The organism is Paenibacillus sp. PDC88 (assembly GCF_900106725.1).
In the GTDB taxonomy this organism is placed as follows: Bacteria; Bacillota; Bacilli; order Paenibacillales; family Paenibacillaceae; genus Paenibacillus; species Paenibacillus shunpengii.
Genome location: NZ_FNNT01000008.1, coordinates 127243 through 150963, shown reverse-complemented (window position 1 = coordinate 150963; position 23721 = coordinate 127243). Strand labels below are relative to the sequence as shown.

Annotated in this window: 26 protein-coding genes; 4 read left to right on the top strand and 22 right to left on the bottom strand. The window is 47.3% G+C overall.

Annotation, left to right across the window (positions count from 1 at the left end; translation table 11 throughout):
- Positions 1 to 130 precede the first annotated feature (130 nt).
- The 4 genes from BLW49_RS21990 (at position 131) to BLW49_RS21975 (ending at position 4279) form a co-directional block, all read left to right on the top strand.
- Positions 131 to 1201 (top strand): glycosyltransferase family 4 protein, encoded by a 1071-nt coding sequence (locus BLW49_RS21990; RefSeq protein ID WP_083656166.1) that lies wholly within the window; start codon positions 131 to 133, stop codon positions 1199 to 1201.
- A 141-nt stretch (positions 1202 to 1342) separates the two neighbouring features.
- The gene (gene vanR / locus BLW49_RS21985; protein ID WP_076315085.1) at positions 1343 to 2041 is read left to right on the top strand and encodes a VanR-ABDEGLN family response regulator transcription factor; all 699 of its coding nucleotides are present in this window, start codon (positions 1343 to 1345) and stop codon (positions 2039 to 2041) included.
- A complete protein-coding gene (gene vanS / locus BLW49_RS21980; RefSeq protein ID WP_076315084.1) occupies positions 2031 to 3158 on the top strand; it encodes a vancomycin resistance histidine kinase VanS in 1128 nt (375 codons plus the stop codon). Before vanR ends, vanS begins: the two co-directional genes overlap by 11 nt.
- Positions 3159 to 3301: 143 nt before the next feature.
- Positions 3302 to 4279, top strand: coding sequence for a D-alanyl-D-alanine carboxypeptidase family protein (locus BLW49_RS21975; protein WP_090726893.1), 978 nt, complete (start codon positions 3302 to 3304; stop codon positions 4277 to 4279).
- Positions 4280 to 4310: 31 nt separating this feature from the next.
- Here BLW49_RS21975 and BLW49_RS21970 read toward each other — a convergent pair whose 3' ends face one another.
- The 22 genes from BLW49_RS21970 to BLW49_RS21865 form a co-directional block, all read right to left on the bottom strand.
- A complete protein-coding gene (locus BLW49_RS21970) occupies positions 4311 to 5357 on the bottom strand; it encodes a glycosyltransferase family 4 protein (RefSeq protein WP_090726891.1) in 1047 nt (348 codons plus the stop codon).
- Between the two features lie 19 nt (positions 5358 to 5376).
- On the bottom strand, positions 5377 to 6081 hold the full coding sequence (locus BLW49_RS21965; protein WP_076315081.1) for a glycosyltransferase family 2 protein: 705 nt from the start codon (positions 6079 to 6081) through the stop codon (positions 5377 to 5379).
- A 69-nt stretch (positions 6082 to 6150) separates the two neighbouring features.
- On the bottom strand, positions 6151 to 6732 hold the full coding sequence (locus BLW49_RS21960; RefSeq protein ID WP_076315080.1) for a class I SAM-dependent methyltransferase: 582 nt from the start codon (positions 6730 to 6732) through the stop codon (positions 6151 to 6153).
- A gap of 55 nt (positions 6733 to 6787) precedes the next feature.
- Positions 6788 to 7495: a glycosyltransferase gene (locus tag BLW49_RS21955; RefSeq protein ID WP_090726889.1), complete on the bottom strand. Its 708-nt coding sequence runs from the start codon at positions 7493 to 7495 to the stop codon at positions 6788 to 6790.
- The gene (locus tag BLW49_RS21950) at positions 7492 to 8439 is read right to left on the bottom strand and encodes an NAD-dependent epimerase/dehydratase family protein (protein ID WP_090726888.1); all 948 of its coding nucleotides are present in this window, start codon (positions 8437 to 8439) and stop codon (positions 7492 to 7494) included. Before BLW49_RS21950 ends, BLW49_RS21955 begins: the two co-directional genes overlap by 4 nt.
- Positions 8421 to 9251: an SDR family oxidoreductase gene (locus BLW49_RS21945; protein WP_090726886.1), complete on the bottom strand. Its 831-nt coding sequence runs from the start codon at positions 9249 to 9251 to the stop codon at positions 8421 to 8423. The genes BLW49_RS21950 and BLW49_RS21945 overlap by 19 nt, the downstream gene beginning before the upstream one ends.
- Positions 9248 to 10234, bottom strand: coding sequence for a polysaccharide biosynthesis protein (locus BLW49_RS21940; RefSeq protein WP_090726885.1), 987 nt, complete (start codon positions 10232 to 10234; stop codon positions 9248 to 9250). The genes BLW49_RS21945 and BLW49_RS21940 overlap by 4 nt, the downstream gene beginning before the upstream one ends.
- Positions 10227 to 11318: a non-hydrolyzing UDP-N-acetylglucosamine 2-epimerase gene (gene wecB, locus BLW49_RS21935; protein ID WP_090726883.1), complete on the bottom strand. Its 1092-nt coding sequence runs from the start codon at positions 11316 to 11318 to the stop codon at positions 10227 to 10229. The genes BLW49_RS21940 and wecB overlap by 8 nt, the downstream gene beginning before the upstream one ends.
- Before the next feature lie 13 nt (positions 11319 to 11331).
- Positions 11332 to 12762, bottom strand: coding sequence for a glycosyltransferase family 4 protein (locus BLW49_RS21930; protein ID WP_090726881.1), 1431 nt, complete (start codon positions 12760 to 12762; stop codon positions 11332 to 11334).
- Positions 12763 to 12925: 163 nt separating this feature from the next.
- A complete protein-coding gene (locus BLW49_RS21925) occupies positions 12926 to 14062 on the bottom strand; it encodes a CgeB family protein (protein WP_256209895.1) in 1137 nt (378 codons plus the stop codon).
- 22 nt (positions 14063 to 14084) lie between these two features.
- Positions 14085 to 15155, bottom strand: coding sequence for a CgeB family protein (locus tag BLW49_RS21920; RefSeq protein ID WP_083656162.1), 1071 nt, complete (start codon positions 15153 to 15155; stop codon positions 14085 to 14087).
- Positions 15156 to 15419: 264 nt separating this feature from the next.
- The gene (locus tag BLW49_RS21915; protein WP_090726877.1) at positions 15420 to 15731 is read right to left on the bottom strand and encodes a hypothetical protein; all 312 of its coding nucleotides are present in this window, start codon (positions 15729 to 15731) and stop codon (positions 15420 to 15422) included.
- Positions 15732 to 15799: 68 nt separating this feature from the next.
- On the bottom strand, positions 15800 to 16090 hold the full coding sequence (locus BLW49_RS21910; RefSeq protein ID WP_143042145.1) for a hypothetical protein: 291 nt from the start codon (positions 16088 to 16090) through the stop codon (positions 15800 to 15802).
- Positions 16087 to 16410, bottom strand: coding sequence for an alpha-helical endospore appendage domain-containing protein (locus tag BLW49_RS21905; RefSeq protein WP_076315072.1), 324 nt, complete (start codon positions 16408 to 16410; stop codon positions 16087 to 16089). The genes BLW49_RS21910 and BLW49_RS21905 overlap by 4 nt, the downstream gene beginning before the upstream one ends.
- A 23-nt stretch (positions 16411 to 16433) precedes the next feature.
- Positions 16434 to 16721, bottom strand: a complete 288-nt coding sequence (locus BLW49_RS21900; protein WP_076315071.1) for a nucleoside-diphosphate sugar epimerase — start codon at positions 16719 to 16721, stop codon at positions 16434 to 16436.
- Positions 16722 to 16955: 234 nt separating this feature from the next.
- Positions 16956 to 17582: a DedA family protein gene (locus BLW49_RS21895; RefSeq protein ID WP_076315070.1), complete on the bottom strand. Its 627-nt coding sequence runs from the start codon at positions 17580 to 17582 to the stop codon at positions 16956 to 16958.
- Between the two features lie 220 nt (positions 17583 to 17802).
- Positions 17803 to 19179, bottom strand: coding sequence for a glycosyltransferase family 2 protein (locus BLW49_RS21890; protein WP_090726875.1), 1377 nt, complete (start codon positions 19177 to 19179; stop codon positions 17803 to 17805).
- 31 nt (positions 19180 to 19210) lie between these two features.
- Positions 19211 to 20248, bottom strand: a complete 1038-nt coding sequence (locus BLW49_RS21885; protein WP_090726873.1) for a GT-D fold domain-containing protein — start codon at positions 20246 to 20248, stop codon at positions 19211 to 19213.
- 13 nt (positions 20249 to 20261) lie between these two features.
- Positions 20262 to 20993, bottom strand: a complete 732-nt coding sequence (locus BLW49_RS21880) for a sugar phosphate nucleotidyltransferase (RefSeq protein ID WP_076315068.1) — start codon at positions 20991 to 20993, stop codon at positions 20262 to 20264.
- A gap of 14 nt (positions 20994 to 21007) precedes the next feature.
- Entirely contained in the window at positions 21008 to 21754 is a 747-nt protein-coding gene (locus BLW49_RS21875) for a glycosyltransferase family 2 protein (protein WP_090726871.1), read from the bottom strand.
- The gene (locus tag BLW49_RS21870) at positions 21751 to 22620 is read right to left on the bottom strand and encodes a glycosyltransferase family 2 protein (protein WP_090726869.1); all 870 of its coding nucleotides are present in this window, start codon (positions 22618 to 22620) and stop codon (positions 21751 to 21753) included. Before BLW49_RS21870 ends, BLW49_RS21875 begins: the two co-directional genes overlap by 4 nt.
- 9 nt (positions 22621 to 22629) lie before the next feature.
- A complete protein-coding gene (locus BLW49_RS21865; RefSeq protein WP_256209894.1) occupies positions 22630 to 23625 on the bottom strand; it encodes a glycosyltransferase family 2 protein in 996 nt (331 codons plus the stop codon).
- Positions 23626 to 23721 lie beyond the last annotated feature (96 nt).

Here is a 23721-nt window from a genome sequence, read left to right as displayed (position 1 = left end):
CTATACAGGTCTACCACGTACTTTAGATAGACGAACTAAATGGATACGGACAAATACGATAACCTACCACCGCCCATTTCTTCTTCGTTCTATCTACCTGGCGTATAAGAAAATGCAGGAGGGATCTGCCTTGAAAGTCCTCTTTACTTTCTTTATTCCAAGCGGAGGTGTGGAAACACTTAACCGTTTGCGATGCTCTGTGCTGAATCAGCACGGCATTGAAGCCCATACCCTGTACCTTAAGCCAGGGACAGGTATGCAGAATAATACCGGTACCGTATTCATTACCAATCTTGATGAAGAGATCAAATCTCTATTAAACCAGCAGCAGTATGATGCAATCATCGTCACATCCGACATCAACATGGTGGAACGGCTCCGGCTTGTACTGGATTACAGGGGGCGTATCATTTATGAAGCGCAGGGTCTCGGTACGAGAGAAGCTGCGATTGAGACGATATGTACAGCCATGCCTTATCTTCAAGCACATGCCAACGCTGTACTCATCCCCCCTACAGCCCATCTTCAGCAGTTATTTGCGGAGATTTGTCCATTTATGCATCGTTTTATCATTCCAAACATGCTGGATACAACCACATTCACACCGATGAATACCGATATACCGCCCTATCCAGCGATTATGTGGATTGGAAGACTTGAGCACAATAAGAACTGGCGGGAGTTCCTTCATATCAGTCACCGTATCATTCAGCACAAGCCAAATGCCAAGATATGGGTATTCCATGATCCCACACTCGCGGTGCCGACCGACGAGCAGCAATTTTACGATACACTAAAGGCACTAGATCTGGAGGATAAGATCGGCATCTTCAGCAACATTCCGAATAATATGATGCCGCAATATTATTCTATGGCCGCAAGATCGGGTGGTATTATGCTGTCTACTTCCATTATGGAAGGATTCGGTTATGCCGTTGCAGAAGCCATCAGCTGCGGTTTACCTGTACTTAGTTCCGATTCTGATGGCGTGAGGGCTTTCATCACCCACAATCAGACGGGTAAATTCTATTCACTCGGCAATATCGAGCAGGCTGCTGCCGAGGCGATCGAGCTTATGAATAACCAGGCTCTTCGAGAACATATTCAGCGTGCAGGCAGGGAGCATCTCGTTAACCATTTTTCAGGCAGCGCCTATGCGGTCTCCTTTAGACAAATGATGAATGCACTCTCTATTTTTTAATCACTGACGAACAGTGACGCCCTGTTCGTCATGACGACAGGGCATTGGTTCGTTCTAAAGGCAGGATTCGCTTTCTGATCAAGCTATGGTTAAAATAAGACAATGAATAAAGATAGCTGATATGAAGTAAAGGTGGTTCCCATGAGCACAAAGATTCTAGTTGTAGACGATGAAAAGGAAATCGCTGATTTGGTAGAGCTATACCTAAAAGCGGAGAACTACGAGGTTTATAAATTTTACAGCGGTAAGGAAGCTCTGGACTGTATCCAGCAAAACAAGCTGAATCTAGCCATCCTTGATGTTATGATTCCAGATATAAGCGGTTTTGATATTTGCCAGCAGATTCGAGAGAAGCACCACTTCCCGATCATTATGCTTACAGCGAAGGAAGAAGAAATCGATAAAATTACGGGACTGACACTAGGTGCTGATGATTATGTAACCAAGCCGTTTCGACCGCTGGAGCTCGTTGCCCGTGTCAAAGCTCAGCTCCGGCGGTTTACGAAGTACAATTTGGAGAATCCGCATACGGATGAAGATAAAATCATTGCCTTCTCCGGTCTGGTTCTCAATAAGAATACCCACGAATGCTATTTGAACGAGAAGCTGATCTCCTTAACACCGACGGAGTTCTCCATCCTCTGGATGTTATGCGCTAACCGAGGTCAGGTGCTGAGCTCCGAACAAATCTTCCAGGAAGTGTGGGGAGAGAAATATTACACAAACAACAATACCGTAATGGTTCACATCAGACATCTTCGTGAGAAAATGAATGATCATATGGACAAGCCCAAGTATATTAAAACGGTCTGGGGAGTAGGTTATAAGGTTGAAGGATGATTTTCGTAAGCTCAAAAACAAAATAATCACTCAAATTCTTCTTACCGCGGTTCTAACGGCTATTATCGGATTTGCAGCCAAAAACATTCTGATTGACGGTGTGCTTGAGGCTCCTTTTGCCGATGCATTCATCCGATTTGCAGAGGTTGTTCTAAATATTGAGTACAAAACGGCAGTCCAGCTGTACTACCTTATATTTCAGCAGAACAAGGATCTGATACTCGGGATCTTCTTTATACTGCTGCTGTTCTTGATCTTCTATTGGACACTGAGCAGAGCAACCCATTATTTTAACGAAATCAACCGGAGCATGGATAAGCTGGTCGAGGAATCGGACGAGCCTATCACCCTATCTCCAGAGCTTGAAGTGGTTGAGCGTAAGATGAATTTGGTGAAGGACACGCTCAAAAAAAGAATGAAGGATGCCCAGGAGGCGGAGCAGCGAAAAAATGACCTGGTTGTCTATCTCGCCCATGATATCAAAACACCGCTTACGTCCATTATCGGATATCTTAGTCTGCTGGATGAAGCTCAGGATATGCCGATGGAGCAGAAGGCCAAGTACGTGAACATTACTCTTGAGAAGGCATACCGTCTGGAACAGCTCATCAATGAATTCTTTGATATTACCCGCTTTAATCTGCAGAAGATTATACTTGAGCAGATGGATATCAGTCTCTCTATGATGCTAATGCAAATTGCCGATGAGTTCCATCCGATGCTGGCAGAGCATGAGCTTACCGTATCCGTACAGGTAGATGAGCAGCTGACACTGCATGGTGACCCGGACAAGCTTGCGCGAGTGTTCAACAACATCATGAAGAATGCCATCCATTACAGCTACTCAGGTACGAATGTCGCTGTAACCGCCGTGAAGCAGCAAGGTGCGGTGGTCATCACCTTCGCCAATGTGGGTGAGACGATTCCTCCCCATAAGCTGAACACGATATTTGAGAAATTCTACAGGCTGGATACCGCCAGATCCTCGGCTACCGGCGGAGCCGGACTTGGACTTGCCATCGCCAAGGAGATTGTGAATGCGCATGGCGGAACCATCACTGCGAGCAGTGAGAACTCACATACGATGTTTATTGTAAAGCTTCCGGGACGATCTTAAGAAATTCTTAAGAACTTGACCAGAAAAAATTAAAAAAACAACTCCCTCTTACATGATTAAATGTAAGTAGTGCTCCCGAGTCCACACTTGCGCGGCTCGCAACACCCTAGAAGCACTGCTATGTAAAGGAGTTGTTTTTTAGCATGTCGAACACGAAGAAAAAGAAAAAACGAAGCTCGATCAAAGGGCTGATCCTGCTTATCATCACCATCCTGCTTCTTGCGGATTGGGAAGGTGTGCTTCAACAGATGGATCTTGCCGCAAATCGCTGGTTCCAGAATACTAGAAATACTCCGGATGCGATCGTGCCTTATGAGCTGTACAGCTCGAACGCCAAACTGGTACGTCTTGCTGACAACGAAGCTTTGCTGAATGTTAATTCCGAAGAGAAAATATACCCCGCTTCCCTCACGAAGATCATGACAGCCATCCTGGCTATAGAAAGCCTGTCCAATCTAGAAGAGACCGTTCAGCTACGTGCTGAAATATTTCCTCCCCTGGTGTCTGAAGGTGCGGCGATGGCCGGATTTCTGCCGCATGAAGACGTAAAGGCCATTGATCTGCTCTATGGTATCTTGCTGCCATCGGGAGCGGAGGCTTCTGTAGCTCTTGCACAGTTTGTTTCCTCCTCGGAGGAAACTTCTGGAGCTCTCGAACAGTTTGTTTCCTCCTCGGAGGAACAATTCGTGGCCCAAATGAACAAAAAAGCAGCCGAGCTCGGAATGCGAAACACGCATTTTACTAATCCGACAGGGCTGCATGATGAGGAACACTATTCTACCATTGATGACCTGACCATTTTATTGAAATATGCTCTTCGCAATAAACAATTCAAGGAAATATTTACGACGACCCGATACAGCACGAGTGCCAGCTCCCTGCATCCTGATGGCATAACGATATACAGCACCCTTGCAGATCAGTCAGACCAAATGAAGCTGGCAAACGGAGAAATTAAGGGCGGTAAAACGGGTTATACCGAGCGGGCAGGCTTATGTCTGGCGACTTATGCTGTCATCAGCGGCGAGGAATATATTCTAATTACAGCAGGAGCGGACGGCAATGCCCATTCCGAGCCCCATCATCTGCAGGATGCCATTCAGATCTATAATCTAATCTAGTTTGGACTTCTGTCATTTGAATATAAAATGGTCATTTCAGCAGCGAACGGCTGACAATATCGTTCACAACACGTTCAAACTCGCTGTAGCTCCGTTCCCATGTGAACGCATAAGAATCCTGTTCGCCTCGCACCGCAAGTCTGTGGCGTAGTGCCGGGTCCTCAATAAGCCGAATGATATCCTGTGCAAGCCGGTTCTCGTAACGGTAGGACATTAGACAATTTCGTTCATGAACCGCATATTCAGTATTTCCTCCAGAATATGAGGTGACAAGTGCTGCACCGCACCGCATAGCTTCGAGTCCAGGCAGGGATCCGCTGTCATACGAGCCAGAGCTTACATAGATGTCCGTCTGGTTGTAATGGAATCGAAGCTCTTCGTCATTCACCGGGGTGTATAGCCGATATTTACCAGATGCCTGCAGCTGCTGTATATCCTTTGAATCTGCATACTCACCTGGCGGTGTAACAAGGTTAATGACCACTTCAGGATGAAGGGCCTTTACAATATCCAGCTGGCTGAGCAAATATTTCTGCTCCCGATGCCAGGAGAAATCCCCTTCTTCCTTCCGATAGATGGAAGTGATATTAAGCGGCATATTCAGATGCTCACGGATGTTCATGTTGTGAAAAAAACTGTTCACGCCTACAGGAATGATACGACCCTTGATCCCATGATTTAAGTAGATCACATCCTGCTGCCATCGGGACAAGACAAGCAGATTGGGTGTCAGATTGTAAGAAGGGAAAGAATACTGATTGTCTTGGAGAAAAGTCGGTTCGTAGCATAGTGATAAACGAATATGCAGTCCTTTTCCCTCTTCACTTGCTTGCTGAGCAGGATAGGCCGTTGTATAGAAATTGGACAGAATTACATCGCCAGCTGGAATATGATGTGCCAGCAGCGAATCATCTCCTGTTTGAATCAGATTGGCCTTCAGCTCATATTCAACAACACCGTACTTCGGCATTACCACTACGACCTCATGCCCGATGGTTACCAGCCGATTGGCCAGCTCCGTGAGCATACGCTGAGCTCCGCCTCGGCATAGTGTATATACAGGAAAAATAAAACGCACACCTTCACCTCCCTATAGATCATATTAAGGACAGTAATGACGTCCTGTGCAGAGCTTGGATCATTTGCTTCTCAATTTCTATAGCCTCATGGTGCTTGAAGGTTCCCATATCGTCGTGTACGCGGTAGCGGACTAGAGGCTTGTTAATGATGTCGAGGTCATAATGGGGAAGGACTCTAAGCCACATTTCATAGTCATTGGCATATCGGAACACAGGACTGAACAGGCCGACCTTCTCAAACACTTTCATATCCAGCATGACGGTGCATCCATTGATTGGGCAGCCAATCAGGAGCGTCTTCACCATTTCTGCTCGCGTGCCAAGCTCTGGATATACTTCACCAATCTCTTCACTGAGATGGTTAATATAGCTATAAGCAGAATGGCTGAAGGACAGGTTACGCCTCAGCATGAAATCGAGCTGCTGTTCGACCTTCTGAGGCACAAATTCATCATCACTGCTCAGCCAGGCAAAATAATCTCCTGTCGCATGCACGATCCCCGTGTTTAGAGCCGTTGCTGTACCTCCATTGATCTTGGGTATATATCGGATCTGATCCATATAGGGAGTAACAAGCTCCTTGTGCTCCGTCGACCCATCATCCACTACAATGACCTCTACATTAGGATAGGTCTGATTCAAGGCACTCTCAATCGCTTCATGTACATATCTGCAGTTATACACCGGAATAACAATAGATACTCTAGGAAGCTTCGCCCTCATAACGAATCACCTCGCTTTTTGTATCAATATAAACGAGTTACACGGAAGGACCCAATTCCATCCGAATCACTAGGTATCTAGTGTTTTCCAGGCAAGAATCGCATCCATTGCTTTATGCTCCGTATGGAAAGAAGTCTCGAAGGAAGGATTACCGAGATCATGAAATCCTTTAAGGACAATCACATGATATCCCAGCGCAAGCAGCTCTTGCTCATCCCAGCCGCTGTAATGCTTCTGATACATTTCACCATTCAATTTATAATGATCCACACCTGACTGTGGAAAATATCCTCTTGGTGTAAAGATGATAATGCGGTGCTTTGCAATCTGTTCCGCTTGCTGCAGCAATTTGATTCCGTCTTTTTTCGTAAAGTGTTCAAGAGAATCAATCATCGTAATTGTGGAGAACGATTTGTTGACAAACAATTGGCCTATTTTTCTTGCATCCCAGTTAATCGGGATAATATGTGGGGACAGATTCGCTCGATGCTCCAGATAAGGACGGTGAATTTCTAGTGCCACGATAATTCTGGATTCATAATATTCAAGTAAATAGCCCGGACCGCTTCCAATATCCAGCACACTATCTGAGAACCTCAGCAGTTCACATAATAGGGGGAGAAAATCAGCTTGCTCAAGCTCCTTATACATAATGTAGGGGATCACTCCTTTCCCGCAGGACCGAATGAGAGCCTTCTAGCATGGGCTAGCTCTGCGCTCTTATACGATCCTGGTACTTGGCTTTAATCATGCTAATCTCTTGAGATATCACATCGCCGTGACGCAGGGTGCCCATCCCCTGATGCCTACGATATCCAGTGAGCGGCTTAATCATATAAGGCATGGAGTATCCTGCAAGCAATACACGGTTCCACAAGTCATAATCGTGGGTATACCGTAACGATTCGTCGAACAAGCCGACGGTTTGAAAGATAGATTTGTGAAACATCACTGTACAACCATTCACCGGATTGCCCAAGAGAAACATACGAAGCATTTCCTCTCTCGTCATGGGTGAAGTACCGGCCCGATATTGGATGACGTTTCCATGCTCGTCGATAAAATTAAAATTGGTATGGGATATAGAAGCGCCAGTCTCCTGCATCATACGAACTTGCTCAGCAACCTTCTCTGGGTACATGATGTCATCAGAGCTCAGCCATACGACATATTCGCCTGAGGCATACCGAATTCCATGATTCAGCGCTGTCGCTGTTCCACCGTTTTGTTTACCAAGATAATAAATATAGGGCATATAAGGATGAATTAGATCGGTATGCACCGTTGAGCCGTCATCAACGACAATGACTTCCGTAGAAGAGTAGGTCTGTTCCAGCGCGCTCTGAATAGCATGGGGAATGTAAGGGCAGTTAAAAAAGGGGATCACGATGGTAACCAAAGGCTGATCCTTCATGCAGCTCCTCCTCTCTCCTTATGGCGGGCATCATTAAGGATATCCTGTATAGACTTCGCAAAAGGAATTTGAGGCGCCCATCCCAACTCGGATAGTGAAGCGTGATAGGGATGAGACTCGCTTGACGCTCCTCCAGGCCCGGAGGTTGGTGAGCCCCATACGACAGGCACCTCTCCGGCAGCTTGAGACAGCATGAGCTCAGCCACTTCACCGAGTGTTCGCTCTTTGCCGGAGACAACGGGATAAATGACGCCCGGCACTCCTTTTTGCAGCAATAAGACATACGCTGAAACCGCATCTCTGACATCGAGAAAATCGCGTCGATCTTCCGGCGAAGATAACCGGAATGGATCAGGATTGTTCCCTCCTTCCGCAGAGGCAACATGCCTGGCGAGTAATGCACAGATGCCTGTGGAAGGACCCGGGCCTATTAAATTTCCAGGCTCCGCATATATAATGTGCTGCCGATATAAATGAGTCCATGCCAATGTAACGATCTCTTCGACATATTTGCTGAGGCTGTAAGGATGCGGAGGTGCAGGTGGACTGCCGGCCTCCGGAGTATATTTCAGACGGGAACCGATAACAACGATCCGGCAGTGAGGTATTTCCCGCAGCGCATCAAGCAAATACAGCGGAGACATCACATTCGTCTGGATCGTTGTCAGCGGATCTGACCATGAGGATGGAACGGAATTCTGTCCTGCCAAGTGAAGCACATAGTCTGGTTTCGTGCTCTGTATCAGCTGATGAACGGAATGCCGATCTTCAAGATCACATCTGTAGATATGTGCCTGGTCAGGAAGGACGATGCCGGAAGCTGTACGAAGCACTGCAGTTACATTGGCACCCAGACGTATTAACAGGTCTACCGCGTGTCTGCCCGTAAATCCTGATGCACCAGTGACCAGCACAGCTTTATTCTTTAGTGTATTTTCGTCCATTCCGCCAGCTCCTTCAGCATGTCGGAATACGATGGCATAGACCACTTTGCATCTTGCCGTGTCACCGCCAAAGTCCGATCCTGAATCATTTTGCCGCTCGGTACAATGACTGTATCTGTTGCCTGCCATATTTCTTTGAACAGCAGAAGCAGCTCATACTTTGAAACTGGCTCTTCGTGCGCTAGATGGATCAGACCGGAAGTGTCAGATTGCATATAATGATCCACTGCCTTGGCCAGCTCGAGTGTCGTTACTCCGTTCCATCTCACATTCGTATAGCCTTGCACGACCCCCTTCTGATTCAAGAACCAATGCATAAGCCCAATACCGTGTTTTCGTATTTCAGGACCAATAATAGAGGTTCGGATGGTAAGATGACTCGGAGAACGAACTTCTCCGAGTGCTTTGGTAATCGCATAGACTGAATCGCCGTCAGTAACCGCATCCTCTGTATACTGGCCTGTGCCATCTCCTTTGAATACACAATCTGTACTGATATGGATCATCCGTGCATGGATCTGATCCGCAAGAGCGGCAAGCCGGTGCGGCAGAAATCCATTCACATGATAAGCCTCTATAATGTCCCTATCCGCATGATGATTCAGGATACCTACGGCATTAATGATCATATCCGGGCGCACTGCCTTAACCAGTACATCTACGCTGTGGATATCATTCACATCAAGGACCAGACTATGAGGATCCTTCTTATCACGTGACGTATAGAAGACAGCATGCCGGCCTTGCTTCTTGAAATATTGAACCAGCATATGGCCTGCCATTCCATGTCCGCCTACGATGAGTAATTTCATGCAAGAACCCCCCCGCGCTGCAGGATTTCACGGATTTCCTCTTTCGTCATCAGATTAAACTCGGAGCTGAAGCTGGAGAAGGTAACGGGCTCGGAGTCCTTGTATCTCTCCTTGAGAACCGGCAGATTTAGTGTCGGTAGAATAACGAGATATTGATCATCATAGACAACCGTAGTTCTGCTCTCGAACTCGCTCATCAGTATTTCATGAATCTTCTCCCCAGGACGAGTCCCACGTTCGACGATCTGGACACCAGGAACTCCTGCATCTTCAATGAGCACCTCGGCCAGATCTACAATTTTGCAGGTCGGCATGGTCATGACGAAGATTTCGCCGCCAACACTTTCGATAGAAGCCTTGAACAGGAGCGAAATGGCATCCCGCAGGGTGAGGAAGAAGCGCGTCATACGCATGTCCGTGATGGATACCATCCCTTTGTTGCGTATTTGATCCTTGAACAGATGCACCACACTTCCGTTCGTACCGAGCACATTGCCGCCCCGCACGGTAACAAACGCTGTGCTGCTATGAAGCAAGTTGGCATAAACGATTAATTTCTCACCGATTGCCTTCGTCATACCGTAGAAATTGGAAGGATTCGCCGCTTTATCTGTGGAGATGTAGATCACCTTTTTAACTTGATTCTCAACCGCTGCTTCAATAACATTTTGTGTACCTATAACATTTGTTTTTAATGCTTCATAAGGCTGATCCTCACACACAGGCACATGCTTCAGTGCTGCCAAATGGTATACATAGTCGATTCCGCGGCAAGCAGCAACCAGCGCATCCTTATCCCGAATATCGCCAATACAAAATTTGAGACGTTCATCTTCGAATTCACGGCTCATTGCCACCTGGCTTGATTCTCCCCGTGAGTACACAATGACCTCTCTCGGATTCATGGTTAATAGCTGGCGTATCAGTTCGTGTCCCCATGATCCTGTGCCGCCTGTCACAAGGATTCGTTGATTTTCAAACATGCAGTTTCCCTCCAAGTAGAAATTTGACGACTTTATCTGATACATCTTGAACCAGGTATCCCTTCGGGCATTCCCAATTGGACTTCAGCTCTACCATCAGTGTCACCGATTCTGAGATCCGATCCGCATCGATTCCTGATACAATATTGCTCCCACAGTCAACGGTTTCCGGTCTTTCCGTTGTCTTCCGCATTGTCACGGTCGGTATGCCCATAATGCAGCATTCCTCCTGCACTGTACCGCTGTCCGTCATGGCACATCTAGCGTTCATTTCAAGCATCAAAAAATCAAAGAAGCCGAAGGGCTCATAAAATTCTACTAATGGATGCATTTCCAGCTTAAGATGCTCTTTAATTCTGGCTCTCGTTCGGGGATGAATACTGCATATAATACGCTGGCCGTGCACTGCCGCTACCTTATTTAATCCTTCCATAATTTGTTCAAGATTGTGGGGTACATCTACGTTTTCCGCCCGATGAGCGGTGACAAGAAAGTATTGTCCTGACTTGAGTCCCAGCTTCGTCATAATATCACTGGCCATCGTTTGTGCTTCATAATGCTTCATCACTTCGTAAATGGGATTGCCTGTCAATACGATTCGCTGACTCGGAACACCTTCACGTATAAGATGATTCTTGCTCTGCTCGGTATACGGCATATTAATGGTTGATATGGCATCAATAACCCGCCGATTCTTCTCTTCAGGGACATCTAGATCGAAGCAGCGGTTTCCCGCTTCCATATGCACCACTGGAATTCCCATTCGCTCGGCAAGAATGGCCGATAATGCACTGTTCGTATCACCCAGAAGCAGAATTTTGTCCGGCTTCTCTTTGACGAGGATCGACTCCAGCTGCTCGAACATTGCTGAGAGCTGACGTCCTAGAGAGGCTGCCTTATCCTGCAATACATAATCAGGAGTTCGTAAGCCCAGTTCTTTGAAGAATTGACCGCTTAGACTTTCCGTGAAATTTTGTCCGGTGTGCACAAGGATATGTCGACTGGCATACTTATCCAGCTTGGGAATGATTAGACTTAGGCGAATAATCTCCGGTCTTGTTCCGAGCACTGTCAGTATCTTCATGTTGCTTCCCTCCTTATCGAGCCTTGCGAGCTCGCTTTCTCTGCTTTTGCACCCTGATCTTGGTCCGCGAGCGTTTTTTTCTAGTGATAGCTGTTATGCGTTTTTTGCCCTTCGCACGCGGTTTTGATTTCAAGAGGAGAGATGACGACCGCTTTGTTTTTTTTCTTCGTTTTCTTTTGGTTGGAGAAGGCTGATTTGCGGCTTGGTAAGCCTGCAGAGAGAGGATGTTCCTTTCTGAATGCAGGTCAGAAAACCAATCGGGGAACAAAGTAACCCACTGCTGCACCATGCTCGCAGTTCGCTTCTCATACGCTGCAGGTCCATACATCTGCACAGCCTTGGAATGATTATGCTGACCTGTCCGCGCAGACTCCTTCCGATTAGTGATGAATGGAATCATCTTGGCGGCAAGCTCTTCCGTATCGCCAGGGGCGACAAGGAAGTGTCCGTTGTCTACAGATTCCATCAATTCTGCAAGCCCACCCTGCTGAAAGGCAACAACAGGCTTGGCGAAGTACATGCTCTCAAGGGCCGTCATGCCAAACCCCTCTTTTACCAGGCTCGGAATGACTGCTAGATCCATCGCGCTGTATGCGCAGCTCACATCTTCAATGAAATCCGTGAATAAAAATTGATGAGCAAATCCTGACTGCTGAATTAGAGATATGCACTCCTCATAATAGGCCATATCCACTGCTGTACCGATCACCCAGAACCGGGTGTGGGGGAATCGTTCGCATAACAAGAGCGCGGATTGAATAAAAGGCTTAAGACCCTTTGCTTCATATATAAATGAGGAAATATATCCGATACATAAATGTCCGGGGGTCAGCCCCAGCGTCTTCCGCTGAGTCTGACGCAGACCTTCCCATTCATCTGGTGCGGCAAGAGCTTCATTCCAGGTAGGAGGCAATACAGTTAGTTTCGAAGGGATCGAGCTGTGCATAAGCGGCTCAGTAACGGCATGAGAGATGGCAATCACCCAATCACTATGCTCATCAATGAACTGTATAGCCTCAGCCGTGTAAGGATTGGTTTGAATGATTTCAGTGAGCTTCCAGATGGCAGGAATGCCAAGTATGCGGGCAGCCATTACCGGGATAACATTTACACAGGTATTGGAGACGATGAGGTGTGGATTTTCTTCATGAAGCAATTGCACAACTTCCTGGGAAGAAGGATGCAGCATTAACTCGGCAGCGTCCTCTCTCAGCTGCTCATAAGGAATATACATATAGTGGAGAAGCTCATAAGGCTGAATGATGACTCGGATCTCAGCCTCTCTTGCCATTCGGGCGATAATTCCTTCACAGGGTACAACCAGTACACAATCAAAATAGGATTCCATTTGCCTGCAGAAGCTGAGGAGCAGCTTCTCAGCCCCGGTGATACTCTGAGTACTGCTGATATGACTGAACAACATCAATTTAGGTTTAAGTGTCATAGAGTGTACAACCCTTTAGTTTCCACTGGATTACGGATATCAAAGGGTGCCTTCACCTCCTTTTTCCAGGTACACTATAACCACAATATATTCTGTCTTTAAATATGACCGGCACGACAAATGAACCATACCATTCGTACAATTTCCACATCACTGTGTAAGCTCATCCGAATATAATCTGCAGCAGACTGTTTAAGCGATGACTGTAGGTGTGTTCATTCCAGGTACGTTCGAATCCCCGAAGCGCAATCTCTCTTCTCTTGTCTTCATTTGCCAAATAAAATTCAATCTTCTCTATCATTTCGGTTGGAGATTCATACGTTTCGATCTCGACACCCGGGGTGTAGAACCGAATCAGGTCGGAGCGGGCATCTGTAAGCTGCAAGGTAGCACACGCGGATATTTCAAAGGTGCGGGGATTGGGGGATAGAGGAGGGATCTTAATGCTGTTGTTGTTCATCGAATCATCCTCATGTGAACGGTGCAGGTTCAGGACGATTTTCGTTCCATTGTACACGTCCCTTGTCTCTTCAGGACTCATCCAGCGATTGAGTTCAATTTGGCTGCGATACATTTCGTAATCGGGAAGTCGGTCCCACCATATCCCGTTAAACACCGTATTGTGAGACATGATCTGTGGAAGTACGGGATTAAAATACTGCACGCGGTTCCAATAGCCAGAGCCGATGAAGCTGACATCTCTGCGGACAGCAGTCGGCGTCATGTTAGGATAATAGTGATGAATAAAGGCGCCGAACGGCAGATAATGCACCTCAGCACACCCATGATTACGATACATTTCAACACAGTTGAGCTCAAGTGTAAAAATATAATCATAATGTGGAGCAATGTTTAGGGTCATATCGGTATAATAAGGGTCATCCGTCAACCATACGGCGGTTCGAACCCCTAAGCCTCGAATTTGATCTACCACTTCCACAGGCAGGAACATTCCATCCAGTGCAAGCACAAGATCCGGCATAAACATCCGTACCGTTTCAAGCGCAGATTCATCAGGATTCACAATGTGTACAGCGGAGCAGAGCGTCTGCAAGGTCTCAATAATCGCTTGATCAATCGGTGAGTAGGGAAAGCCCTTCCCTGAGGAGATATATACAACTTGAATGGGGCGAACCGGCAGAGGCTCCTGAGCCCGGCTCATCAAAAAATTGGCGCGCCCTCTCAAATAGCCGTCATCGAACCCTCTTTGAAATTGCTGTCTGTGCACAAGAGATTCGGAATTGTAGCCAAATCTTCTTGTTGAAGAAGCCTTTTTCTTTGGTTTCTGTCTCACAGCCACGCCTATCATCCTCCTTTTGTTTTTAAACATGATTTAGCAGCATCTCAAGCCGGTGCTTCATGGTATGGCGCAGATTCGTCGTCATGAGACCTCGCCAGGCAACAGACAGACGCTCTTGTTCGTGCGTAAGATAATATTCCATTTTCTCCTGGAGGTCTTGTGCTGTATGAAAGGTCTCAATGTCATATCCCGGTCGATAATACAGCGTCAGATCATCTCGTACATCCGTCAATTGGAGCGTGCCGCAGGCACTGATCTCATACGTGCGGGGATTGATAGAGCCGCCCTGAATTTGATGGGTATTTCGATTATCTAATCCCGCTTCGCAAGGTCTGTGCATATTAATAACGATTTTGGCTCCATTGTAATAATTCACAGATTCAGCAGGCGGAATCCAGCCTGAGTGAATAAATGGACGAAGCAGCTCCAAATTGCTTAGCCGATCCCATTCCCCTCCTGCAATCATCACACGTTTGTTCTTCAAGTAAGGAGCAAGCGCATCGAACAAAGCGATTCGGTTCCAGAATCCACTGCCAATAAATACGATATCGTATCGATATTCCGGTGCAATTTGCCGCGGTCTGAACAACGAGGTATTCACTCCGAGCGGAACATAATGCACGTGCTCAGCACCCAGATTGCTGTAGAACGGTACTGTATTCAGCTCATGTGTAAACACAAGATCATAATGCTGGGAGATCGATGCTGTTTCCTCTGTAAAATAGGGATCATCGACAAACCATATGGCCGTTCGGATTCCGTGTGATCGAATCTCTTGTATCTGTGCAAGATGATCTTCGGGGAAGATATGAAGTCCATTTAACACGAGCACCAGATCAGGGGTGTGCTCCATAGCGCTCCGGGCCATTGCAGAACGATCTGCCACCACGCATTCACGAACAGAAGAGTTCAGTGCATCGATGATCCCTTCATCAATCGCATCAAATCCCTGAGGTACATACATGACCTTCAGATCTCGAAGCACGGGAGTAAATGGCTGTGTTCTGCCAAGCACCGCTTCACATCCGCCATATCGTATCCCCTGCTCATATCCATCCTGATAACCCTGCAGCCTCCGCTTCGTCCTGTTCACCTCTCGTTCTCACCCTCGCCCAAGTGGTATAGTGTAATCACTTCTAACTATATGCCAGGGTGTCAAATGCATCATGGACCGTTGTCCTCACCCGCATAAATTTGGCCTTTGTCCCCAGTACATCTATCATGATTTCTTACCTTAAGCCCAATTTTGCAATCATAAAAGGGCTTGTACCCTGCGTAATAAAAGAAAAACTGTCTTACAAGTGACCGAATTAATGTCTGCTTGAAAACAGTTTATGCCATTCAAAAAATGAAGAAATTATTGGGCCTCATAAGCAAGCTTATGCCCATCTTCGAATCCTTGAGCGAACCCTGCGTTGAACCCTTCGCTGTAAGCGTCTTTGTACCCCGGTGCGGCGATGTTTTCTCGCGGAGACGGGACACGTTTTTTGCGGAGTTGACGCTTCTTGCCCGCTGGAAGTAACCGTTTCTTTGCTCTCTTCTTGCTTGAGGTCAACTTGGTTGACTTCTTCTTGGTCACCCCGGTGACCTTTTTCTTCTTTCTGACGGATGTAGCGCGGGCACCAGCCTTTGTACCGGAACCCGTTACCCTCTTTTTTTTTCTCTTCATATTTAATCCTCCTGTGGACTTAATCAACGATGAAACAGTTCACGGTATGACGAATTGAGCCGTACTGCTCACGTATTTCGGAGCAACACAAACGCTGTATCCTCATCAGGATACCAGGGGGGAGCAGGACTGCCTTTCTTGATCGGCTCAAGTGAGATCCCATGGATGCTCTCTGCCATCTCCTGCTGACATTTGGCGATGAGGTCAATATGCTTCATTAACTGTGCTGCAGGAATGGCTGCCAGCTCATAGCCATCTGCTATCGTCTCCAGCATGCGAGAAAGTGCAGTCTGGCTTCTCGCAATCGACTCCAGCAGGGCAAGCTTCGCCTCCCTCTCTCTCGCTAACAGGCTCATCACTTACCAACATCAAGATCCATCATAGAATCAAACGAACCGCCATCCTGCTCTCCTTGGCTTAACAAGGCCTTCAGATTGCTGTTCAGACCGGCTTCCATCCGATTAACTCCCTCAAGAAGCTCAATTAAATGCTCCTGCAGCTTAAGCGACATATTCAACTGATCCTCATGGCTCTCGAATACTGCCCCGCTTAAATGATTAACAGACCAATTTCTTATCTTCTCCGCTTCCAGCGCCTTAGCCTCCAGAATCAGAGATATATTATGCTGCAGCTTAACGGCAGCGTCCATAATTTGAAGCATAGATTCCTCTCTGCTCATCACTCTCACCCGCCTTGTTGCTTCTATTCTTCATCCGATGCAGCCATTTCCCTAACGATATGCGTAATGGAATCGGCAATCATCTCTTCGAGATCAGCCAAATTGCTCAAATAGGTTACAATTCCTGAATTTAATTGCCCGGCTCCATCGATTAGTCCCTGCATATCGGTGAAATGAGGCAACATGTCCGGCATTACACTGATCATCTCTGCCATACGCACATTCACATGCCGTTCTGCTTCAAGAACTCTTGCGACTTGTTGATGAGCATGCGCTAGATGAGCGAGCACTTCATCGAGTTTTTGCTGCACTGGATCCAACCTCCCTCTTAAAATACAACTCAAGATCAAATTCCGGCCTCATCAGCATTTGCCTTCCATAGCATATGCATGGCCCCGGAACTCAGTGCTTGTTAGAGATGCATGTGGCCGTGGATATTTTAATGAACAGGGGGGATCAGAAATGCGTTGAACTAAAAAAAGCATTGGATGCTCTCATCCAATGCTTGGCCGCGGTAATATTGTAATCATGGCAGATTCACCATCTTACTCTCGATTCTGCTGAGCTCTTCGGATTCTTCGAAGGATCCATCTTACCAGCTGGTACAAGACAAAGACAATTCCAATCAGAATAAGAGTGCGTGTCAGCGACTTCTCCACCATGTTGAATACCTGCTTCCACTGCTCACCGAAGAGATAGCCGATGAGGAAGAACACGGTCACCCACAGTGCCGTTCCACCATATGCATAGGTAGCTACGGTTCGATACGGAAGTCGAATAATACCTATAAAATAGCCGATAAATTGTCTGACCCCCGGAACAAAAAAAACAAAGAGCAAAAGCTTCTCCCCATATTTGTCGTACCGTTTTCTTGTTTTCTCAAGAAAATCCGGATGAATGGACAGCCACTTCCCAAACCGATGCACCAAGGGAGACCCAAATCTGTATCCGATCGCGTAGGTAATCGTCACTCCGAGACAGGCTCCTGTCAGTGCCAGCAGATAGGCCGGGAGCCACTCCAGCAGTCCCAAATAAACAAGATATCCCGTATATGTAAGCGTGCTGTTGCCAGGGGGAATCGGCAAAGCGATAAAGTCCAGAGGCAGGCCAATTAACAATACATAATAGCCATATTGATCAAATAATCGTTCAACGACGTCAATTAAATTCATGTAATCTCCTATTTTTCAGGCCCTAATGATATTTTGGATAGGCAGACAAGGGCAGCTGCACTTTCTCTACTGAAAATATTATTAAAATTGGAAACCATAATCAAGTTTTAACCTTTCAAGCACAACATCCGAACCCTTTGAGATCAACTCAAGGGGTCCGGTTTGATTATGAATTAACGAATATCACCCTGACACTGATCTCCTGCACCCGCGTTTCATCTTATAATAGGGGACTGAGCAGTATAGGCGGAGCAATAATTGGAAGACCTAGTGGAATGGATTGCAATTGTTCGGTCGTAAGCTCATAGATGTCTTTCCGGTCAATGCCCCAGCACTCAGCTGCATGCGGCGTAATGAATTGCCTTCGCTTACCATCCTTCAATTGAAATAGATGCTGTGCTGCCTCAGCACTGCTGACAGTCATGATGCTCCCATCAGGAATTCCAATCGTCATCTTCTCTGCTTGCTGCAGCTGTAATTCTTCGGTTAAACGGAGCTGAATGATATCCCCGGTTGGGATGGACTGAAGCTCATAACGAGACAGCCGAACCGCTTCATCAAAGACCGCCGTTTGATGCGAATCCTGCAGTTCTAGAGGATGCTTATGACCCTGGTTTAACCAGTACAGCTTGTTGCCGCTTGTTTTGATCAGTCTGCCATCAGGATAAAATTGATAGCTCGGAATACCTCGCACTCCAAACAGATCATATGCTGCACCATACGTATGCAGCGTTTCCTGAATCAGCTGATGCGGATTTCCCCATTTTGCCTCATAAAACTTCGCATTCCGATGATTGGTTTCTTCAAACTGTGAATTCCCTATACTCTTCATGCTTACACTGCCGAAATGGTGAATAAAGCTGTCTCCCGCGATGCATAGTTTCCTCCCCGACAGCCTGATTCGAATCATCCAGTCATCATCCTCATAATTGCCAATGCGATACCCTTCATCCAAATATCCAATGTCATACAGCAGCTCTCTTCGGAACAATAAACAGAAGCCGACAAGACGATCGGTATATTTCCATTTCCCGGGATCAGGCTTATTAAACCTCTCTGCAAAAGGAAGCATATCCCTCACTTCGGTGTAGGGAACCTCTATTTGCTGTTCTCCTCCAATATAATTGGTGACAGGTCCTACAGCGGCAATTCCAGCATCACTGTCCAAACAGCTCATCATATTGGTGAGCCATCCCGGTGTCACCACAACGTCGTTGTTTAACACGACAATATACTGCCCTCTGGCCATCATCAGACCATGATTAACACCGCCTGCAAATCCCAGATTGCTATCCAGCACCGTGTATCTGACATTCAAGTCTAAAGACCTGAGGTATTCTGCCGTACCATCCGTCGATGCGTTATCCACGACTACAATTTCATAAGGCTGAGAGGTGTACGCCTGAATACTGGCAATGCAGCCCTTCAACATATCTATTTGATTATAGGTTGGAATGACGATGCTTGGTCCTTCCATCCACTTACCGTATGAATTAAGGCCATGAGCCACACCTTGATCGTATCCTTGTTGAAATCCTTCCTGAAACGGAGTCACCCGCGGCGTCTTCCGCATCTGCTTCTTGGTCTTTCGAGCCATCTTTGTTTTACCTCCTTCAAGAACAGCTGCATCACTGCTGGATCTCCTGTATCATTTGATCCGCTAGATGACCGATATCAATGGCGACTTTATTAGCTCCACTCGCTATGCGCTGACAAAGAACGACCGCAGGAACTCCCGCAGCGATTAAACAAATATCAAATTCATACCTCCGGCACTGCTCTAATACCCGCTCGATATCTTCAAATCCACGCACCGGGCTAATACTCCCTACAACGTTTACCCCCTGCTCCATCATCCTATCCGCTGTTTCTGCGGCTTTGTTTCCGATAAGAAGAACACGCTGCTCAGCGAGAAGAGGCAGGAGCAGGCCATGATGATGGAGCTGATAATTAATGAGTGAGTTTGTCAGCCGGTTCTGCGTTAAGCTCCAGCCATAATGTTTGCTAATGGCAAACAGCAGCATCTGGAATTCGGGCCGCCTGGACATGGGAACACCTACATAATCCGCCTTCTGGATGGAGTCCAGCAGGAGACTCTGAACAGAAGCATCAGGTAAAGGCACCCCTGCATAAGGTAGAAATGCCCCTAACTCATGGGCTTCTGAGCTGGCAATGATCGTCCCATATGCAAGGGTCAGCAGTTCTCCGTCTCCCAGCCGCACAAGCGAAAAAGACCGGCGTTCATCCAGCGCCGACCGAATCTCATCCGCTACCTGCACACTGTCTGTAATCTCAAGCAGCTCGGCTTGATGCTGCATGAGACCTGACTGAATGAGAGCTTCGGCCGTAACTCCTGGCAGTATTCTTCCGCTTGGAATGAGCCGCTCTACTATTGCCTCCCCGCCGTGGTACACCCCCTCTTTATACCCTGCCGCATAAGCCTTCTGAAGCGGACCCTCATGATCAAGCGGGAGCGGAGCCTGCGGCTTACGATGACGCGGATGCTTGAGCTTCTTGGTATTTGCTTTTTTCCTCAGGGTCGGCTTTAATTTCGATTCCTTTTTTCTGACAGAAGCCTTCTTCTTGGCGGTATAACTCTGCCGTCTCTTCTTCGCGGCGTGAATGACTGCCAGCCCGTCATGATTCAGCTTCCTGCTTCGCTCCATCTTGTTTGCTCCCTTAAGGTAAGATCTTCTTCATCTGAATGGCTGCATCCTGGAGAGATTCGAATGTCCCTGCATCGCTCCAATAACCAGAGAGAATATCGTACTCCAAGCTCTTCGCTCTGGCATAAGCATTGTTTACATCCGTAATTTCAAGCTCTCCGCGGGCAGAGGGAGATATGCCTGAAATAATGTTGAATACATCCGCATCAAACAGATAAAACCCGGTAACGCTGTAATTTGTCTCTGGATGCTCAGGCTTTTCTTCAATATATGAAATGAGCCCTCTATGCTCGGCATCAAATGCAGGAACCCCATATCTTCTTGGATCATCGACTTCCTTCAGCAGCACTCTGGCTGTTCCCGGCTTCTGATGCTTAAATGCGGTGACAAAAGGAGCAAGATCATCTGCAAACAGATTATCTCCAAGCAGAACAGCAAACTTCTCCTGTGGCAAAATAAAACCCTTGGCTAAATCCAGTGCCTCTGCGATTCCACCCGCTTCTTCCTGAATCCGATAGGTCAGGTTTACCCCATACCCGGCTCCACTCCCGAGAAAATCGATATAGAGTCCAGCAGACTGTTTGCTAATAATCAGCATAATGTCTGTAATCCCTGCTTTGCGCAGTGTTTCGAGTCCATATACAATCATCGGGTATTTGCCCACAGGGAGCAGATGCTTGTTAAGCAGCTGGGTCAAAGGCCGAAGACGCGTTCCTGTGCCTCCTGCAAGAATTATCCCTTTCAATTTCATTCCCCCTTCTATATAAATTGAAGTGGATCCACTTGCCATTTATCCATAAACAGCTGATGATTCCGCTTCACTAGCTGACTCAGGCTGTCCTCACCTGATTTTCGAAAACTGGCACTGCCCTCATGATGTACAAGTGTATCTCCACAGACGAGCAGCCTGTATCCGGCAAGCCTTGCCCTATAGCAGTAATCATCGTCCTCATAATGACCTGGGCTGAACCGTTCATCCAAATAACCGATCTTCTCCAGCAATTCCCGCTTGAACAAGAAGCAGAGTCCGACAATTCGAGGGACCTCTATCCAGCGTGAAGGATCATGCTCATTATGTGTTGCTGCAATATCTAAGAACTGAGCTTTGGAGTCAAACGGGATCTCCACCTGCTGTATGCCGCTGGCATAGTTTGTGACAGGACCTGCAATACCGACCGCGGGGTCGCTGAACAGCCCCTGTTTCAGCTGAGCCAGCCAGTTTCGTGTCACGGTCACATCATTGTTGAGCAGCAGCAGGCTGCCTCCCCTGGCGATACGCAAGCCGCTGTTGCATGCCTTTGGAAATCCCCGATTCTCAGGCAGAGAGATCACTTTGATACGTTCAGATACGCAGTACTCGTAGGTCCCATCCGTAGAACGATTATCTACGACGATGATCTCGTAAGGGTCTTCTGTCCACTTCCGTATTGAATCAATGCAGCTTCGCAGCAATTCAAGACCATTGTATGAAGGTATAATAATGCTGGTCATCTCCTGAACATTCATGGCGCATTTCTCCAACTGGCGACGGCCGCTCTATATTGAGTAGAAGGCTCTCCCCGTTCTGTACGGGCTTCAAGATATTTCGATAATGCTTCAATATGGTCGCCAATAATCATGCGTTCCACATCGTTGCCCTTGCCTGTATTGTCTTTTCTAAGGCGATTGCCCGTTATCACGTTCACTTTGCTGACTGCCTCAACCTTCATCCCCTTTGTGCAAGCCAGCATCTGTGCCACAGGGGGAACCATCAGGCTCTGATACCCAACCTCTCTGATGCAGCGGCTGGATAAAGCATGAGGTATTGCGACAAGCGAATTAGCCGCAAGATCACTCCGATCGAGCACCGAATTTAGATAAGTCTTCATTCGGGTGACGTCATCCTGATCTGGAAATGCGGGAATATAGGAGGTTAAATTATTTAACGCCATATCCACGCCTCGATCGACGGCCGACAGAAATGGGACCAATCGCTCAGCCTTAATCACAATGTCCCCATCCGTGAACAGGACAATATCAGAAGTCGTAAGCTCTGCTCCGATGGCGCGGCCGACATCGTGTCCTACCCGGTCTGGTTCATGCACAATGGTGACAGCCGGAAACTTTCGTGCTATCTCATAACTGTTATCTCTGCATCCATTCAGCACAACCACGATTTCCTGCAGAGGCAGACGACTCAGCTCCTTTAGTACTCCTCCGAGAGTTCCGGCCTCATCCGATGCAGAAACGACGGCAGAAGCTGAATTCTGTAATGTTAAGCGTACTGGTGCTGAAGCAGACAGCTTCCCCTTTGTGCCCGGTAATTTCGTCCTCCTGCTGCCTGGCTTCTTCCTCCCACGCGAACTCTTCATTCGTACAGCCCGGTTCTTCAAATGATCTATTCACCTCGCTCTTACCAAGTGCCTTGCCCTATGGAGATCCGTAAATCCGCCGCGGCTCCCTTGATGCAGCGTTAACCAGCGTACAGCTTCTTCATGATCGCTCAGAACAACGCCGGTCAATAGGTCTTGGTTTCGCCGATCCTTTCTTCTTAGCGGATTTAATCTCCCAACGGGCACGCGATGTACTGCTTTGACAAGGAGCCCCTGCTTGATCGCCATGGCTTGAGCTAAAGGAGGTATCTGTAATCCCCCTTCTCGGAGCATTTCAAATGCAGCTCTGCTGATCGCATGCGGCACGGCCGTCATGGAGGCTCCCTTCAAATCCGATCGACCGAGCATCGTATTCAGTGCGTGCTTTGCTTCCACGACCGGATGAACCGGCACTTTACGAACGGGGCCATTATAATCGTTTAATGCAATATCAATACCGGACAATACTGCACTAACAAATGGCTTCAAGTCCTGAGCAGGGATCAGCATATCTCCATCAATGAAGAGCAGCACCTGTCCTCTAGCCGCTTCAGCACCGATTTGCCTTCCGACATCATGACCGAGAGCTTCTGAGTAACTAATAATACGAGCTCCTGCTGCTATGGCTCTCGCCTCTGTCTGATCCGTGGAACCATTGACAACAACGATCACTTCCGTGAATGGATGGATCCTCTCCGCTTCCCGAATGATGCGGGCAATCAAGGCTTCTTCATTCATTGCAGGAATAATGACAGAGACCAGTGGCTCATGAGTGACAGATTCCTGCATCTCGGGTTTCAAGTGATTGCGCATGAATTGCTCAGAGATCAACGGAGCTGATTTAACCGGATTTTGAGATGTTGTTCTGCGATTTTTAATCATTCGTCTGGTTGATCGACGCTTCTTCAGCGGTTTTATTTTTCCGGCTTGCTGTATATGGCCTCCCTTGTCAAGCACCCGTTTCTGGCTACCGGACCGGCTGGGAGCTGTTCTGCTTCGCTTCATTTTTTGATTGTTGTCTCCCACCGTATGTCCTCCTTCTACCTTCTTTTCAGGCATTGCTTCTATTAAGGAGTATTCACGTATAGCATATGCATTCAGAGAAGGAGAGCAACGGCATCT